This is a genomic window from Serratia sp. CY47444 (assembly GCF_052168635.1).
In the GTDB taxonomy this organism is placed as follows: domain Bacteria; phylum Pseudomonadota; class Gammaproteobacteria; order Enterobacterales; family Enterobacteriaceae; genus Serratia; species Serratia bockelmannii.
The window spans coordinates 62,625-79,591 of record NZ_JBJNMH010000017.1 but is presented as its reverse complement, the minus strand read 5'-3'; the positions used below and the strand labels follow the sequence as shown (position 1 = coordinate 79,591).

Below are 16,967 nucleotides of genomic sequence, written 5' to 3'. Positions count from 1 at the left end.
ATTAATGGGGCAGCGGGGCCAGTTGCTTGTTGCGGCGGAACTTCGCCTGCAGCCGGTCGAAGTAAAGGTAGACCACCGGGGTGGTGTACAGCGTCAGCAGCTGGCTCATCACCAGGCCGCCGGCGATGGTGATGCCGAGCGGCTGGCGCAGCTCCGCGCCGTCGCCGCGGGTCAGCACCAGCGGCAGCGCGCCGAACAACGCCGCCAGCGTGGTCATCATGATCGGCCGGAAACGCAGCAGGCTGGCCTGGAAAATCGCCTCGCGGGCGCTGATGCCGCCGTTGCGCTGCGCTTCGAGCGCGAAGTCGACCATCATGATGGCATTTTTCTTCACGATACCGATCAACAGCATGATGCCGATCAGCGCGATCAGGCTGAACGGTGCGCCGAACAGCTCGAGCGCCAGTAGCGCCCCCACGCCGGCGGAAGGCAGCGTGGAAAGGATGGTCAGCGGATGGATATAGCTCTCATACAGCACGCCGAGCACGATATACACCGTGGCGATCGCTGCCAGGATCAGGATGAGCTGCGACTTCAGGGTGTCCTGGAATACCTGGGCGGTGCCGGCGAACGCGCCGCGCACCGTGGACGGCACGCCGAGCTGAGTCATGGTGCGCTCTACCGCCGCGGTGGCGTCCGACAGGCTGCCGCCGTCCGGCAGGTTAAAGGAGATGGTCGAGGCGGCGGACAGCCCCTGATGGTTGACCGACAGCGGCGCGTTGGCCGGTCGCCAACTGGCGAAGTAGGAGAGCGGTATCGCCTTGCCTTCGTTGTTGATGATGAACATTTTGTCCAACGAGCTCACGTCCTGAGTGTAGGGCGGCGCCACTTCCATCACGACTTTGTATTGGTTGAGCGGTTGATAGATGGTCGAAATCTGTCGCTGGCCGAAGGCGTTGTTCAACAGGTTGTTGGCGTCGGACACCGAAATGCCGAGGCGCGCCATGGTTTCGCGATCGTAGACCAGATCCATCTCCGAGCCTTTATCCTGCTGATCCGAGTTGACGTCCGCCAGCTCGGGCAATGCGGCCAGCGCGGTGCGGATCTTCGGCTCCCATTCGCGCAGCGCGGCGAGATCGTCCGCCAGCAGCGTATATTGGTAGCTGGCGTTGGCCTGCCGGCCGCCGACGCGGATATCCTGTACCGCCATCAGAAACAGGCTGGCGCCCGGTTCTTTGGCCAGGCGGGCACGCAGGCGGGCGATCACTTTCTGCGCGTCGTCGCTGCGTACCGACAGGGGTTTCAGTGAGATGAACATCGAACCGCTGTTGGTGCGCGAGCCGCCGGTAAAACCGGTGACGTTTTCCACGTCCGGATCTTCGCGCACGATTTTCATGAAGTCTTCCAGTTTGCCGCGCATCGCCTGGAACGAAATGCTTTGGTCGGCCTGGATAAAGCCCATCAGACGCCCGGTATCCTGTTCAGGGAAGAAGGTTTTCGGGATGCTGATATACAGCCAGACGTTGAGCGCAACGGTGGCGAGGAACACCGCCAGCACCCAGCGCGAGTGGCCGAGCACCCAGTTCAGCGAGCGTCCGTAACCCTGCTGCAGCGCCAGCAGCATTTTGCCGAAGCCGCGCGCGCGCCGCTGCGAACGCGCCGGCTGGTGGCGCAGCAAATAGGCACACATCATCGGCGTGAGCGTCAGCGAGACGATGAGCGACAGCCCGATCGATACCGACAGGGTGACGGCGAACTCGCGGAATAGCCGGCCGGGCAGGCCTTCCATCAGCAGCAGCGGGATAAACACCGCCACCAGCGAAATGCTCATCGACAGCACGGTGAAGCCGACTTCCCGCGCGCCCAGCAGCGCGGCGTTGATCGGTTTCATGCCGGCCTCGACGTGGCGGGAAATGTTTTCCAGCACCACGATGGCGTCGTCCACCACAAAGCCGGTGGCGATGGTCAGCGCCATCAGCGACAGGTTGTTGAGGCTGAAGCCGCACAGATACATGGCGGCGAACGAGCCGATCAGCGACACCGGCACGGCGACCGCCGGGATCAGCGTGGCGCGCCCGGAGCGCAGGAAGATGAACACCACCAGGATCACCAGCCCGATGGCGATCGCCAGCGACTGTTCCACCTCGGCCAGCGACGCGCGGATGGTTGGCGAACGATCCTGCGCGACGTTGAGTTGAATCGAGGCCGGGATATTCTCCTGCAGGGCGGGCAGCTCGGCGCGAATGCGATCGACGGTTTCGATGATGTTGGCGTCCGGCGCGCGGCTGATGGCCAGAATGATCGCCGGTTTGGCGTCGGTCATCCCGGCGTTACGCACGTCTTGCACCGAGTCTTTGACCTCGGCCACGTCGGCTAAACGCACCGCCGAGCCGTTGTTGTAATGAATGATCAGCGGACGATAAGCATCGGCGGTTTTCAGCGCGTCGTTGGCCTGGATCTGCCAGCGCTGCTGCGGGTTTTCCACGGCGCCCTGCGGACGGCGCACGTTGGCGTTGGCGATGGCCTGCCGCACGCTGTCCAGCGACACGCCCTGATTGAACAGCGCCGAAGGGTTCAGCTCCACCCGCACCGCCGGCAGCGAGCTGCCGCCTACGGAAACGTCGCCGACGCCCTCGGTCTGGCTGATCTTCTGCGCCAGCTGGGTGGAGGCGAAATCGTAAAGCTGCCCCTGGCTGTAGGTGTCCGAGGTCAGCGTCAGGATCATGATCGGCGCGTCGGAAGGGTTGACCTTACGGTAGCTGGGGCGGCTCGGCATGCCGGTCGGCAGCAGGCTTTGCGCGGCGTTAATCGCCGCCTGCACGTCGCGCGCGGCGCCGTTGATGTCGCGATCGAGATCGAACTGCAAAATGACGCGGGTACTGCCGAGCGAACTCATCGAGGTCATTTCGTTAACCCCGGCGATGCGGCCCAGCGCGCGCTCCAGCGGCGTCGCCACCGAGGACGCCATGGTTTCCGGCGAGGCGCCCGGCAGCGACGCGCTGATCGAAATCACCGGAAAATCCACCTGCGGCAGCGGCGACACCGGCAGCAGGCGAAAGCCGATCGCGCCGCTGATGGCGATGGCCAGCGTCAGCAGGGTGGTGGCCACCGGCCGGTGAATGAACAGGGCGAAGAATTTCACGGCAGCTCCTGCGTATCCAGCTGGCGATGCGTGTTGCGCGCCAGCTTGTCAAACAGCAGGTAGATCACCGGCGTGGTGAACAGCGTCAGGATCTGGCTCATGATCAAACCGCCGACCATACAGACGCCGAGCGGATGCCGCAGCTCAGCGCCGACGCCGGTGCTCAGCATCAGCGGCAACGCGCCGAGCAAGGCCGCCAGCGTGGTCATCAAGATCGGCCGGAAACGCAGCAGACAGGCCTGATAGATGGCGTCGCGCGGCGATAAACCCTGCTCGCGTTCCGCCGCCAGCGCGAAGTCGATCATCATGATGGCGTTCTTCTTCACAATGCCGATCAGCAGGATGATGCCGATGATGGCGATCACGTCCAGCTCGCTGCCGGCCAACATCAGCGCCAACAGGGCGCCGACCCCGGCGGTCGGCAGGGTGGAGAGGATGGTGACCGGATGAATGAAGCTTTCATACAGCACGCCCAGCACGATGTACATCGCCACCACCGCCGCCAAAATCAGCCACAGCGTGCTGCCGAGCGCCGCCTGGAAGGCCAGGGTCGCCCCCTGGAATTGGGTGGTGATGTCCCTTGGCATATTGAGATTTTTTTCCGCCTGGGTGACCGCGTCGACCGCCTCGCCGAGCGAGTAGCCGTCGGCGACGTTGAACGAAACGGTGGCCGACGGGAACTGGTCGAGATGGTTCACCGACAGCGGGCCGAAGCGCTCTTCGATTTTGGCGATGGCGCTCAGCGGCACCACGGCGCCGTCGTTGCCGCTCAGACGGATCTCATTGAGCGCCGCCAACCCCGGTGTCGCGCTGACGTCGTGCTCCAGCACCACGCGGTATTGATTGGCCTGGGTGTAGATGGTGGAGATCAGGCGCTGGCCGAACGCGTTGTACAGCGCATTGTCCACGTCGCTCATGGTGACGCCGAGGCGGGAGGCCGAATCGCGATCGACGTTGACATAGGCCACCAGCCCCTGATCCTGCCAGTCGCTGGTGACGTCCGCCAGCTGCGGGGTTTGCTTCAGCTCATCCATCAGCTGCGGCACCCACAGGCTGAGATCGTCCAGCGACATCGCCTGCAGGGTGAACTGGTACTGGGTGCGGCTGACCTGGGTATCGATGGTCAGATCCTGCACCGGTTGCAGATACAGCTTCACGCCGGGGAACTGCGCCGTTTGCTGCTGCAGGCGGCTGATGATCGCCGGAATGCGCTCGCTGCGTTCGCTCAGCGGCTTCAGGTTGATCTGCAGCCGGCCGCTGTTGAGCGTGGCGTTGCTGCCGTCGACGCCGACGAACGAGGTCAGGCTCTCCACCGCCGGATCTTTGAGGATCTGCGCCGCGACCTGCTGCTGGCGCTCGGCCATGTTGCTGAACGAGACGCTCTGCGGCGCTTCCAGCGTGCCCTGAATGATGCCGTTGTCCTGCACCGGGAAGAAACCTTTCGGGATCAGCAGGTACAGCAATACCGTCAGCGCCAGCGTGCCCACGGCCACGCCGAGCGTCAGCCAGGGATGGTTAAGCACCGTTTTCAGCCACTTGCCATATTGCGCGATCACCCGGTCGAAAAAGCGTTCGGAGGCGGCGGAAAAACGGTTCTGCTTGCGCAGCGATTCGTGGCTGAGCATGCGTGCGCACATCATCGGTGTCAGCGTCAGCGACACCACGGCGGAGATCAAAATTGCCACCGCCAGCGTGACGGCGAACTCGCGGAACAGGCGGCCGACGATGTCGCCCATGAACAGCAGCGGGATCAGCACCGCCACCAGCGAGAAGGTCAGAGAGATGATGGTGAAGCCGATCTCGCCGGCCCCTTTCAACGCGGCGTCGAGCGGTTTTTCCCCTTTCTCGATGTAGCGCGAGATGTTCTCGATCACCACGATGGCGTCGTCCACCACGAAGCCGGTGGCGATGGTCAGCGCCATCAGCGTCAGGTTGTTGATGGAGAAGCCAAGGAAGTACATGGCGGCGAAGGTGCCCACCAGCGACAGCGGCACCGCCACGCTGGGGATAATGGTCGCCGGCACGTTGCGCAGGAACACGTAGATCACCATCACCACCAGCGCGATCGCCAGCAGCAGCTCGAACTGCACGTCGCTGACCGAGGCGCGGATGGTGGTGGTGCGATCGGTCAACACCTTGACGTCGACTGACTTGGGTAGGCTTTTAATCAGCGTCGGCAGCATTTCGCGGATGCTGTCGGCGGTGGTGATGACGTTGACGCCGGGCTGGCGTTGGATGTTCAGCACGATCGCCTGTTGCTTGTTGGCCCAGGCCGCCAGTCGGGTATTTTCCGCCCCTTGTTCGATGGTGGCGATATCCTGCAGGCGGATCGCCGCGCCGTTCTGATAGGCGACGATCAGCTGGCGATAGTCGTCGGCAGATTTCATTTGGTCGTTGGCGGAGAGGGTGACCGATCGGGTCGGGCCGTCAAGGCTGCCTTTCGCCGAGTTGACGTTGGCGTTGCTGATGGCGGCGCGAATGGTTTCACTGTTCAGGCCATAGGCGGCGACCGCCGCCGCGTTCAATTTTACGCGCACTGCCGGGCGTTGGCCGCCGGCCAGCGTCACCAGGCCGACGCCGGTCACCTGAGAAATTTTTTGCGCCACGCGGGTTTCCACCATGTCTTCCACCTGCGTCATCGGCATGGCGGTGGAGGTCACGGCCAGCGTCAGGATCGGCGGATCGGCGGGGTTAACCTTGCTGTAAATCGGCGGGTAAGGCAAATCGGTCGGCAGCAGGTTGGTGGCGGAGTTGATCGCCGCCTGCACTTCCTGCTCCGCGACGTCGAGCGGCAGCGCCAACTGGAACTGCAGTGTGACCACCGAGGCGCCGCCGGAGCTTTGCGACGCCATTTGCTTCAGGCCGGACATCTGGCCGAACTGGCGTTCCAGCGGCGCGGTAATGGCGGAGGTCACCACGTCCGGGCTGGCGCCGGGGTACAGCGTCACCACCTGGATAGTGGGGTAATCCACCTCCGGCAGGGCGGACACCGGCAGCGCGCGATAACCGATAATCCCCGCCAGCAATATTGCCACCATCAGCAGCGTGGTGGCGACCGGACGCAGAATAAACAGGCGGGACGGACCGCCGCCGGCGTTGGGAGGCATCACCTGCATCAGGACTTCCTCTGAACGTCAGGTTCGCGCTTGGCGTTGGCCGCCGCCGGCGCTTCGCTCGGCGCGAGCACTTCCACCTGCATGCCTTCGGTCAGGCGATCGATGCCGTCGGTCACCACCCGATCGCCGGCGTTGAGACCGGCGCTGATCACCACCTGCCGGCTGTCCTGCACGCCGGCGGTGACCCGATGTTTGCTGACCTTGTTGTCTTCGCCGAGCGTCCAAACGAAGTTGCCCTCGTTGCCCATCTGCAGCGCAGCGGTCGGGATCATCACCGCATCGTGCAGGGTATCCACCTGCAGCCGCGCGTTGACGAACTGATTGGGGAACAGCGCGTCATCTTCGTTGGCGAAGCGCGCTTTCAGCTTGATGGTGCCGGTGGCGGTATCAATCTGGTTGTCCAGGCTCAGCAGCGAACCGGTCGTCAGCTTGTTCTGGTTGGTGCGATCCCAGGCTTCGACGCTCACCGGCCCGGCTTTTTGCGCCTTGAGCAGATCGGCGATGTTGCCTTCGGGCAGCGTGAACACCACGTCGATCGGGTGCGTCTGCGTGATCACCACCAGACCGGGGGTGCTGCCGCTGGTAACGTAGTTGCCGACGTCGACCAGTTTCAGGCCGACGCGGCCGTCGATTGGCGCAGTGATGCGGCTGTAGGTGATCTGCAGTTTGGCGCTGTCGACCGCGCCCTGATCGGCCTTGATCGCGCCTTCGGTCTGCTGCACCAGCGAGGCCTGCGTATCCAGCTCCTGACGGGACACCAGATTGGTTTTCACCAGCTGCTGATAGCGCGCCAGATCGCGTCGGGCGTTGGCCAGCGTGGCCTGATCTTTTGCCAACTGCCCCTGAGCCTGGGTCAACTGAACCTGGAATGGCCGGGGATCGATTTCCGCCAGCAGATCGCCGGCTTTGACCTGCTGGCCTTCGGTAAAGTGGATCGCCATCAGTTGGCCATCGACCCGGCTGGTGACGGTCACGGTATTGGCGGCGGTGGCGGTGCCCAAGCCGGAAAGATAGCGTGGCACCGTCTGTTGCGTGGCGGTCGCCGCTTGCACCGGCGACATCGGCGCGCCGCGTCTGCCGCCCGCCGCGCGGCCCGCTCCCGTTTTACCGGCGGCCTGGTGCGCGCCCGGCGTCGTCCCAGCGGTCGGTTGGGCGGCGCTGAAATGGCGCCAGGCCAGAACGGCGACGATGATCGCAATCGCCGCAACTAGCAGGCGTAGCAGCAGGGAACGACGTTGGGGTTTTGCATTCATGGTGGTGAAAATTCTCTCCAAAAGGCAGGGGCGCGGGCACTCATTGCCACAAAAATGACACTCCTTACAGGATACTAGTTTAGCCAGCGAAGACGGCATAAAAATGAAGGAAATATGGAGGAACCGTCAGCATTGTCTTAATAAGTGGGTGATTTGCGCGTGCTATGTTTATAAGTGATTTATTCCGGCTTATAGCCAATACGTTTTAACGATTTCCTGTATTTGGCGCTAATAATTAACAGGCAAATCATTTAACCCATGGAGCCTTTGTGATGAGCAAGAAACAACTGGGTCGTTCAGGCATTCAGGTGCCGGCGTTAACCTTCGGTGGCAACGTGTTCGGCTGGACGGCGGATCAAGCGACCTCGTTCAGCCTGCTGGATGCGCTGGTGGACAATCAGCTCAACTTTATCGATACCGCCGACGTTTATTCCAGCTGGGCGCCGGGCAACCGGGGCGGCGAATCGGAAACCGTCATCGGCGAATGGCTGAAGAAGAGCGGCAAGCGCGACCAGGTGATCATCGCCACCAAGGTGGGCAAACCGATGGGCGAAGGCAAGCAGGGGCTGTCGCCGCGCTATATTCAGCAGGCGGTGGAGGACTCGCTGCGTCGCCTGCAAACCGATTATATCGATCTTTATCAGTCGCACGACGATGACCGCGATACGCCGCTGGAAGAGACGCTGGCGGCGTTCGATGCGCTGATCAAGGCCGGCAAGGTGCGGGCGATCGGCGCCTCCAACTATCAGGCGGATCGCCTGGAAGAAGCGCTGCGGGTGAGCGAGAGCAACGGATTGGCGCGCTACGAAACCCTGCAGCCGGAATATAACCTGTATGCGCGCGAAGGGTATGAAGCCGAGCTGGAAGGCGTGGCGCAGCGTCATGGCCTCGGGGTGATCAACTTCTTCGCGCTAGCCAGTGGTTTTCTGACCGGCAAATACCGCAGCAAAGCGGACGAGGGCAAAAGCCAGCGCGGCGATCGCATCGTCGAACGCTACCTGAACCCGCGCGGTTTCCGCATTCTGGCGGCGCTGGATCAGGTGGCGGGCAAACACGGCAGCTCCCCGGCGCAGGTTTCGCTGGCCTGGCTGATAGCGCGCCCGAGCATCACCGCGCCGATCGTCAGTGCGACCTCGTTGCCGCAGCTGGATGAGTTGGTCAGCGCCACCCGCCTGACGCTGGATGCGGACGACATTCAGGCGCTGAACGACGCCAGCGCCGAGTAGGGGGCGTTACCCGGCGGCGATTTTGCTCTATGCTGAAGGGGTTAATATGGCCCATTCAGGAACCCGCAATGTCTGGTGATATCATCAACGACCTCGCGACGCTGGAACAGCTGTACGGCAAACCCGCCGCGCCCTCGGTTTTTAAAGAAGTCAGCTATATTCACCCGGCGTACCGTCCGTTTATCGAGGCGGCGCCGTTTGCCGCGCTCTCGACGGTCGGGCCGGACGGCATGGATGTCTCTCCGCGCGGCGATCCGGCCGGTTTTATCCATATCGAAGACGAGAAAACCCTGCTGCTGCCGGACCGTCGCGGCAATAACCGCATCGACAGCTTGCGCAATATCCTGCACGACAACCGGGTGGCGCTGCTGTTGCTGATCCCCGGCATCGGCGAAACGCTGCGGATTAACGGGCGGGCGGAAATCGTGGTGGCGCCAGCGATGCTGCAGCGCTTCGTCCACCGCAACCAGCTGCCGCGTTCGGTGCTGCGCATTCGGGTGGAGGCGGTGTTCTTCCAGTGCAGCCGGGCGATCTTGCGTTCGGGATTGTGGGAAGAGGGCAGCCGCCTCGAACGTTCGGCGCTGCCCAGCCCCGGCCATATTTTGGCCGCGGTGAGCCAAACGCGCTTCGACGGTGAGGAGTACGACCAGGCGCTGCCGCAGCGGCTGAAGGATACGCTGTATTAATCGCCGCGGCGTTCGCGCCATGTTTGCCGGTTCAGCCGGTACAAGACATGTTTTTGCAGCGGGTGCCCCGCCGGCAGGCGCGGGTGCAGGAAGGTTTCGCCGTCAAAGTGCATGCCGATGCGCTCCATCACCCGGCGCGACGGCTGGTTATCTTCGGCGGTGAAGGACACCACTTCCGGCAAGTGCAGTGTGTCGAAGGCGCACGCCAGCGCAGCGCGTGCCGCCTCAGCGGCGTAGCCGTTGCCCCAGTGAGCCGCCGCCAGCCGCCAGCCAATCTCCACGCAGGGGGCACAAGGCAGATCGTCGCCCGGCCGCGCCAGCCCGACAAAACCGATAAAAGGCGCGCCGCCTTTCACTTCCACCGCCCATAGCCCCCAGCCATGTTGTTGCATGAAGGCGCGGATGCGTTCGGCCTGCGCGTGGCTTTCCTCGGCCGTCATCGTCGCCGGGAAATAGCGCATCACCTGCGGATCGGCGTTAAGCGCGGCGAAGGCCGGCAGATCGTCGTCGCGCCAGGGGCGCAGCCGCAGCCTGTCGCTGTCGAGGGTAAGGATGGTGGACATGATGCATAGCCTCCAATGAGCAAGGGCGCGGCGAGCCGCGCCCTTGGCGCCGTCAACGGAACAGCGTTTGCGCCCAGCGCGCCAGCCCGGCGGTGACCGAGCCGAAGTCGTTGCCGCCGACGATCGGAATGCCCGGCAGCTGCTGTTGCAGCGCGGCGCGCAGCAGCGGCGAACGCGCGCTGCCGCCGGTCAGGTAGATCACCTGCGGCGCGGTCTGGCTGCTGGCCAACGCGGCACTGACCTGCTCCTGGATGCGCATCAACGGCTGCGAGATGGCGTCGGCGAGCTGATCCTGGCTGATGTTTTCCGCCAGATCGGCCTGCACGAAGCTGAGCGGCGCGCTGATGGCGGTTTGGCCGGACAGGGCTATCTTACTCTCTTCGGCCGCGCGCACCAGCCGGTAGCTCAGGCGCTGCTGGTACACTTTCAGCAGGCGTTTGACCTTTTCCGGCTCCGCCGCGTCGAGGATCAGATCGCGCAGCACGCGGCCATTGGCGGCGCTGTAGAAGTCGTTTTGCGCCGGTACGTCGTTGGTCGCCACCGCGTTCCAGTAAGGCAGCGCCGGCAGGGCGATGCCTTTCCCGGTTTCGCCGCCCAGGCCGAACAGCGGCATCAGCTGTTTGAAGGCCAACATGATGTCCAGATCGTTACCGCCGACCCGGCAGCCGCTGTGGCCCAGCAGGCTCTGCTGACGATCGGCGCGGTCGCGCCACTGCGGGCCCATCAGCAGCACCGAGCAGTCGGTGGTGCCGCCGCCGATGTCCACCACCAGCACGGTTTGCTCTTCGCTCAGCGTCGCCTCGAAGTCCAGCCCCGCCGCCACCGGCTCGAACTGGAATTCAATCTCTTTGAAACCGGCGCGTTCGGCGGCGCGCTGCAAAATGCCCTGCGCCTGCCGGTTGGCTTCGTCGCCGCCGATGCCCTGGAAGTTGATCGGCCGGCCGATCACCGCCTGATCGATACCGGTCTGCAGCACGTTTTCCGCCTGGCGCTTGATGTGGAACATCATGGCGCACACCAGGTCTTCGAACAGCGCGATCTGCTGCGGTTTCAGGCCGTTGGCGCCGAGAAAGGACTTCGGCGAGCGCACGAAGTACACTTCTTCCGGATCTTCCATGTAGTGCGCCAGCGCCTGCAGGCCGAACAGCACGCTGTCGCCGTTGACCGGGATGTCTTCTTCGCGGTTGTAACTGATGGCGCGGCGCAGCAGCTGCTGGTTTTCTTCGCTGCCGGTCGGCACCTGCCAATGGCGGTGCAGGCATTCGCTCACCGCTTCGCGGGTCGGCGCGCACAGCATCGAAGGCAGATACGGTTCGTTGTTTTCCAGCGTCAGCAGCTCGGGGCCGTGGTCGCGCATCACTGCAACGGAACAGTTGGCTGTCCCGTAGTCGAATCCAATAAACATCTCTTTTTTGTCCCCATGCCAATGAAGGGGGGCGACTTTACCCGAGACGGGGCCGGCGGGCAATGCGCCAATGCGCGAGTGTCGAAAAATTTAGCGGGCGCGGCGGCGGCGTGCTTAACTTAATGTCCGAATTCCGCACGTCAGCGCGTCAGGCGAGCCCCATAATGCAGAAAAAACCGAACCCGAGCGTTGCCATGAATACTCAACAGCAAGCGTTGTACGACGCGCTGCGCGCGCGTGACCGCAAATTCGACGGCCGTTTTTTCGTCGGCGTCTCTTCCACCGGCATCTATTGTCGCCCGGTGTGCAGCGCCCGCACGCCGAAGCGGGAAAACTGCACCTTTTATCCGAGCGCGGCGGCGGCTGAACTGGCGGGGTTTCGCCCCTGCCTCAAATGCCGACCGGAACTGGCCCCTGGCCTGGCGCTGATCGATCTGGGCAACCGCTATGCCCAGGTGGCGGTGCAGCTCATCGAGCAGGGCTATCTGTCCGAACACAGTTGCGAAGCGCTGGCGGCGCGGCTCGGCATTTCCGATCGCCACCTGCGGCGTATCTTCGCCGAGCAGTTTGGCGCTTCGCCGATCGATTACGCGCAGTCGCACCGGCTGCTGCAGGCCAAGCGCCTGTTGGCGGATACCGACCTGCCGCTCAGCGAGGTGGCGTTCGCCGCCGGTTTCGGCAGCCTGCGGCGTTTCAACGAGCTGTTCAAGGCGCGCTACCGCCAGATCCCGTCGGCGCTGCGCAGCGGCGGCGCGCGTGGTGAACGGGCGGCCGCCAGCGGGTTGGTGTTTCACCTGGGCTATCGGCCGCCCTATGACTGGGATCGCATGCTGAACTTCTTGCAGGCGCGCGCCGTGCAGGGCGTCGAGCGGGTCGAGGGCCGCCGCTATCTGCGTTCGATCTCAGTCAGCCAGGGCGGTACGGAGTATTGCGGCTGGCTCAGCGTGCAGCCGGAAGAAGCGCGCAACCGGGTCAGGGTAGAGATCGCGCCGGCGCTCAGTCTGGTGACGACGGAGGTGCTGCGCCGCGTACGCTTGCTGTTCGATTTGGATGCCGCGCCGGATCGCATCAATGAGGCGCTGGGTTCGCTGGCGGCCGATGCGCCGGGATTGCGCCTGCCGGGCTGCGTGAACAGTTTCGAGCAGGCGGCGCGTGCGGTGCTGGGCCAGTTGGTCAGCGTGAAAATGGCGGCGACCTTCGCCGGGCGGATGGCCGAACGCTGGGGGGAAGCTCTGGCAACGCCACATGAGGGCATCACCCATGTCTTCCCCACCGCAGCACGGGTGGCGCAGTTGCAGCCCGAAGAACTGCGCCCGCTCGGGGTGCAGGTGAAGCGTGCGGCGGCGCTGATCGAGATCGCCCGCGCGCTGGGCGAAGGGCGGCTGCAGCTCGATAACGTGCTGGATATTGAACAGGGCATCAAGGCGCTGACCGCGCTGCCGGGCATCGGCAACTGGACCGCCAGCTATATCGCCATGCGCGCCTGGTCGTGGCCGGACGTGTTCCTGGCCGGCGACTACCTGATCAAACAGCGTTTCCCTGGCATGACGCCGCGCCAGATTGAACGCTACGCCGAGCGCTGGCGCCCGTGGCGCTCTTACGCCACGCTGCACCTGTGGCACAACGGCGGCTGGGCGCCGGAAGGGGGGAGTTGAACGTGGCTAGCGGGGGGCGTCGATCAGCTGCAGCAAGCGGCTCATGCCTTCACGCATCAGGAACGCCAGCAGCTTTTCCCGTTCGGCCGGCGTCAGGTGATAGTAATACTCGATCCAGACCCGTATTGGATCCTGGCGTTTGACGTCGTAGTCCGGATGATCGGCCTCGTGCAACGCCGAGAGGCTGCGCGCGCCGAATGGCAGGCTGTCGATATGGTATTCCAGCGCTTTGCCCTGTACGCCGCTGCGGCGGCGACTGACCCAGCCTTCTCGCCGGGCCATCAAATTGACTCCTTGTGGGGTTGAGGGCAACCCCGCCTTCCCCATCAGTTCCCTGGCGGAAAACCATTTCTTTTCCATAGTCCCTTATCCCTGAGTCATCACATGTCGAGGAAAATCAACGGATACGCTGATACTCGCATGGGCGATTCATCTTACTTAATCGTTTAAGTCTAAGGTGTTATTTATATCACTAATCTCGTATGGGTTAACACAATGTGAAATACGGGGGAGTGCGGCGCCGCCCGTGCGACGGCGCCGGTGAGGAAGAGGGATTAGCGAATGCCGAAATAACCGTCGCTGAGCAACACCGCCAGCGGCTGCTCCAGCGCCACCTGATCGCCGTCCGCCAGATCGATGCCGATATCGCGCAGCGCCTGCAGCGTCACCGGCTGGTGGGCCGGCCCGGCGAGCGTCTGCGCCTTGATTCGATGCGCCGCGCCGTTGAGCATCGCGACCATCAGCTCGTCCATCTGGTTGCAGTGCACGTTGGTGATAAAGCGTTCATCGATGCGAATGATGTCTATCTTCTGATCGCCCAACTCATCGAAGGCATTGATGTTATGCCCAAAGCCGTTGACGATCAGTCGGCAGCCCAGCTGCTGCAGCTCGCGGAGAAATGCCCGGCACTGCGCGGCATGTTCCAGCACCGCAGCCTCATCGACGCTAAACAGCAGTGCCTGCGGCGGCAGCGAGGAGGCGCGCACCGTTTCCGTCAGCTCGCGCTGGAAGTCGGCGCTGAGCAGACTGTCGATAGCCAGCGGCAGCGCGAGCGACAGCCCCTTGCGCTTGATGTCGTCGGCGCACGATACCAGCAGCTGCGCCACCGCCCAGCGGTCGATATCCGGCATCAGGCCGTACAGCTGCGCGGCGGCGATGAACGCCTCGTGCGGCAGCGGCCGATCGTCCGGTGCCATCACCTGCAGCTTCACCTGGTGGAACGCGGCCGACAGCGGCGTCGCCGGCGGCGCGACCGCGTGGGTCAGCAGCCGCAGTTGCCCCTCGCTGATGATGGCCTGTACCTCCTGCGAGTTCAGCAATTCATGCTGCCGTTCCAGCAGCTGTTTTTGCCGCGTTTCGTATAGATAAACCTGGCCGCGCCCGTGGTGTTTGGCGGTGTAGCAGGCGATGTCGGCCTGCGCCAACAGTTCGCTGCTTTGGGCGTCGCCGCTGATGTGCGTGATGCCGGCGCTGGCGCCGACGCGGTAAATTTTTCCTTCCCAATAGAACGGATGCTGGCTGATTTGGTTGACCACCTGCTGTACCAGCGATTTGGCCTGTTCCAGCCGGCAGTCGAACAGGATCAGACCGAACTCGTCGCCACCCAACCGAGCCAGGCAGTCGCTATTGCGCAGCTGGTGGCGCATCAACTGAGCGATGTCGCGCAGCAAGGCATCGCCCGCCGCATGGCCGGCGGTGTCGTTCACCGCCTTGAACCGATCCAGATCGAGGAATACCAGCGAATGCGGCGGCGACGGTTCCCCGGTGGCGGCGATCGCCGCCTTCAGCTGCTTCTCGAAGCGGGTGCGGTTCGGCAACCCGGTCAGCGCGTCGTGTGAGGCGCTATAGCTGAGCTTTTTCATCAGTTCGCGCGAGGCGGTGACGTCCTGCAGCACCATGACCGCGCCCATGGTTTCGCCGTCGAGAGTTTTCAGCGGTGAGACCGACTGCTGCACGTCGAAATAACGCCCGTCACGGTTGTGCAGCACCAGCGCATAGTCCGCCGGCCATTGCCGCGGGTATTGCGTGAGGTTTTCGATTTCCGGGCCGTCTTTGCCGTTGGTCAGGCGCACCACGCCGGCGACCGGCATGCCGATCGCCAGGTCGAGCGGCCAGCCGCACATTTGCTCGGCCACCGGGTTCATAAAGGTGATGCGCAGGTGGCCGTCGGTGGAGATCACCCCTTCGCCGATGGCGTCGAGAGTGATGTGCAGGCGCTCTTTTTCTTCGTGCAGCGCCTCGGCGAGGATCTTGAGCTCGGTCATGTCGATATTGGTGCCGATCATACGTAGCGGCCGGCCGTGGTCGTCGAGGATCACGTTGCCCTGGCCGCGAATATGGCGCACTTTGCCGGCGCGCGTGGTAATGCGAAATTCCATGATGAACGGCCGCGGCTGCGCCAGGATCTCGGCCAGTTCGCGATCGGTGCGCTCGCGATCTTCCGGCACCAGCAGGCTGCGCCACAGCGCCTGCGTCGGCGTTTGGTCGGGATTGAGATCGTAGAGTTCGAACATACGCTGATCCCAGGTGAAGTTTTCCTGGTTCATCACCCATTCCCAGATGCCGACGCCGCCCACCTGGTTGGCCAGCGTAATGCGCTCCACCAGCCGGTTGTTCTCCGCCTCGCTGCGTTTGAGGCCGCTGATGTCCTCGATCTGAGAGATGAAGTACAACGGCCGGCCTTCGCCGTCGCGCACCAGCGAGACCGCCAGCAGCGCCCAGACCGTCTGGCCGTCGCTGCGGATATAGCGCTTCTCTAGGGTGTAGCTGCTGATATGGCCGTCGAGCAGTTCGTGCAGTTGGGATAGGTCGGCGTTCAGATCGTCCGGGTGGGTGATCTCTTGAAAGGTCAGGCGATAAAGTCTTTCGGGCGGATAGCCGAGCAGTTTGCACAGCGCCTGATTGACCTGCAGCCATTTGCCCTCCGGCGACACCAGCGCCATGCCGATGGCGGAATACTCCAGCGCGCTGCGAAACCGGCTCTCGCTCTCGACGATGTGCTGTTTCTCCACCCGGAAGGTGTGCATCACCATCGCCATGGCGTGCGCCGGGATCAGGATCAGCAACATCGGCAGATAGAGGCCGAGCTCACCGAAGACGTGTGCAGAGGCCTGCAGGTGCAGCACGGCCAGCGAGATCAGCACCGTGATCAGCAGCAGGGTACAGAAGCAGACGGCGAAGGCTTCGAAGCGCGGCAGCGCGATGGCGGCCCACAGCAGCGGCAGGATGACGAAGGTGAACGGGAACGGCAGATAGGTCAGCGCCAGGTAGCTGAAGGCCAGTGAGCCCATCAGCGTGAGCAGCAGCGGGTAGGGGTTCAGCACTGCCAATGTGCGGCGGTGATAGGTGAGGCCGAGCGGCGCCAGCGACAGCACCCCTATCGCTTCGGAGATGAACCAGATGCCGAACGATTGCCAGAACGTTTGATCCGGCGTGGGCGAGAGCCCGGCGGCCAGCAGCGCGCTGAACAGCGGGGTGAAGATCACCGCGCAGACCACGAAGCGCAGCCAACAGCCCAGATCGCTCAGCGGATCGATCGCCGGCAGCGTGCGGCGCAGCAGCAGAGCGCACACTGCCGCTTCCAGCAGGTTGATGGCGGCCAGCTTGACGGGAATGGCGCTGAGGCCGAACAGCAGGAAGCTGGCGAGCACGATGCCTGTGCCGCTGGCCAGCAGCGGCAAACCCCAATGACGCGGGGGATGGCGATACAGCACGGCGATCGCGGCGGCGGTCGGGAACCACAGCGGCGTGAAGTGATGAGCCTCACTGGATAACGACAGGCTCAGCAAGGCGAGCAAAAACGTCGCCAGCGCCACGAACAGGGAATGCGTCAGCACGACGCCTTTGTGTGTGCCGAACGTGTTCGGCGCGCTGATCTCCATAGACACCCTTACCGATGGCCTCTGCCTGTGATTGAATTCATGACGTGAATGAATTAAGGCGATTTATTGGCAAAGGGTAGTACAGCGTGAGAGGAAAACC

At 63.5% G+C, this 16,967-nt stretch carries 10 protein-coding genes; 3 read left to right on the top strand and 7 right to left on the bottom strand.

Annotated elements, in window-relative coordinates; translation table 11 throughout:
* Position 1 precedes the first annotated feature (1 nt).
* Genes mdtC through ACJ8IL_RS19565 form a run of 3 tightly spaced genes read right to left on the bottom strand, consistent with a single transcriptional unit; the run spans position 2 to position 7,451 of the window.
* Complete coding sequence (mdtC, locus tag ACJ8IL_RS19575) at positions 2-3,082, bottom strand: multidrug efflux RND transporter permease subunit MdtC (protein ID WP_060434402.1); 3,081 nt, start codon at positions 3,080-3,082, stop codon at positions 2-4.
* Entirely contained in the window at positions 3,079-6,198 is a 3,120-nt protein-coding gene (locus ACJ8IL_RS19570; protein WP_025303860.1) for an MdtB/MuxB family multidrug efflux RND transporter permease subunit, read from the bottom strand. Before ACJ8IL_RS19570 ends, mdtC begins: the two co-directional genes overlap by 4 nt.
* Positions 6,198-7,451, bottom strand: a complete 1,254-nt coding sequence (locus ACJ8IL_RS19565) for an MdtA/MuxA family multidrug efflux RND transporter periplasmic adaptor subunit (RefSeq protein WP_442516772.1) — start codon at positions 7,449-7,451, stop codon at positions 6,198-6,200. Before ACJ8IL_RS19565 ends, ACJ8IL_RS19570 begins: the two co-directional genes overlap by 1 nt.
* 272 nt (positions 7,452-7,723) lie before the next feature.
* On the opposite strand from ACJ8IL_RS19565, the gene ACJ8IL_RS19560 reads away from it, so the two are divergent.
* Positions 7,724-8,677 (top strand): aldo/keto reductase, encoded by a 954-nt coding sequence (locus tag ACJ8IL_RS19560; protein ID WP_049204848.1) that lies wholly within the window; start codon positions 7,724-7,726, stop codon positions 8,675-8,677.
* Positions 8,678-8,745: 68 nt separating this feature from the next.
* On the top strand, positions 8,746-9,363 hold the full coding sequence (locus ACJ8IL_RS19555; RefSeq protein ID WP_442516771.1) for a pyridoxamine 5'-phosphate oxidase family protein: 618 nt from the start codon (positions 8,746-8,748) through the stop codon (positions 9,361-9,363).
* Here the strand turns inward: ACJ8IL_RS19555 and ACJ8IL_RS19550 are convergent.
* Together ACJ8IL_RS19550 and yegD are read right to left on the bottom strand one after the other, a co-directional pair.
* Entirely contained in the window at positions 9,360-9,926 is a 567-nt protein-coding gene (locus ACJ8IL_RS19550; RefSeq protein ID WP_442516770.1) for a GNAT family N-acetyltransferase, read from the bottom strand. The genes ACJ8IL_RS19555 and ACJ8IL_RS19550 overlap by 4 nt on opposite strands.
* 52 nt (positions 9,927-9,978) lie before the next feature.
* Positions 9,979-11,331 carry a molecular chaperone gene (yegD, locus tag ACJ8IL_RS19545; protein WP_442516769.1) on the bottom strand — a complete coding sequence of 451 codons (1,353 nt, stop codon included), beginning with the start codon at positions 11,329-11,331 and terminating at the stop codon, positions 9,979-9,981.
* Positions 11,332-11,495: 164 nt separating this feature from the next.
* Between yegD and alkA the strand changes: the two genes are divergently transcribed.
* Complete coding sequence (gene alkA / locus ACJ8IL_RS19540) at positions 11,496-12,986, top strand: DNA-3-methyladenine glycosylase 2 (RefSeq protein WP_442516768.1); 1,491 nt, start codon at positions 11,496-11,498, stop codon at positions 12,984-12,986.
* Between the two features lie 6 nt (positions 12,987-12,992).
* Here the strand turns inward: alkA and ACJ8IL_RS19535 are convergent, their stop codons facing one another.
* Together ACJ8IL_RS19535 and ACJ8IL_RS19530 are read right to left on the bottom strand one after the other, a co-directional pair.
* On the bottom strand, positions 12,993-13,346 hold the full coding sequence (locus tag ACJ8IL_RS19535) for a DNA-binding protein (RefSeq protein ID WP_049209521.1): 354 nt from the start codon (positions 13,344-13,346) through the stop codon (positions 12,993-12,995).
* Positions 13,347-13,540: 194 nt separating this feature from the next.
* Positions 13,541-16,867 carry a diguanylate cyclase gene (locus tag ACJ8IL_RS19530; protein WP_442516767.1) on the bottom strand — a complete coding sequence of 1,109 codons (3,327 nt, stop codon included), beginning with the start codon at positions 16,865-16,867 and terminating at the stop codon, positions 13,541-13,543.
* Positions 16,868-16,967 lie beyond the last annotated feature (100 nt).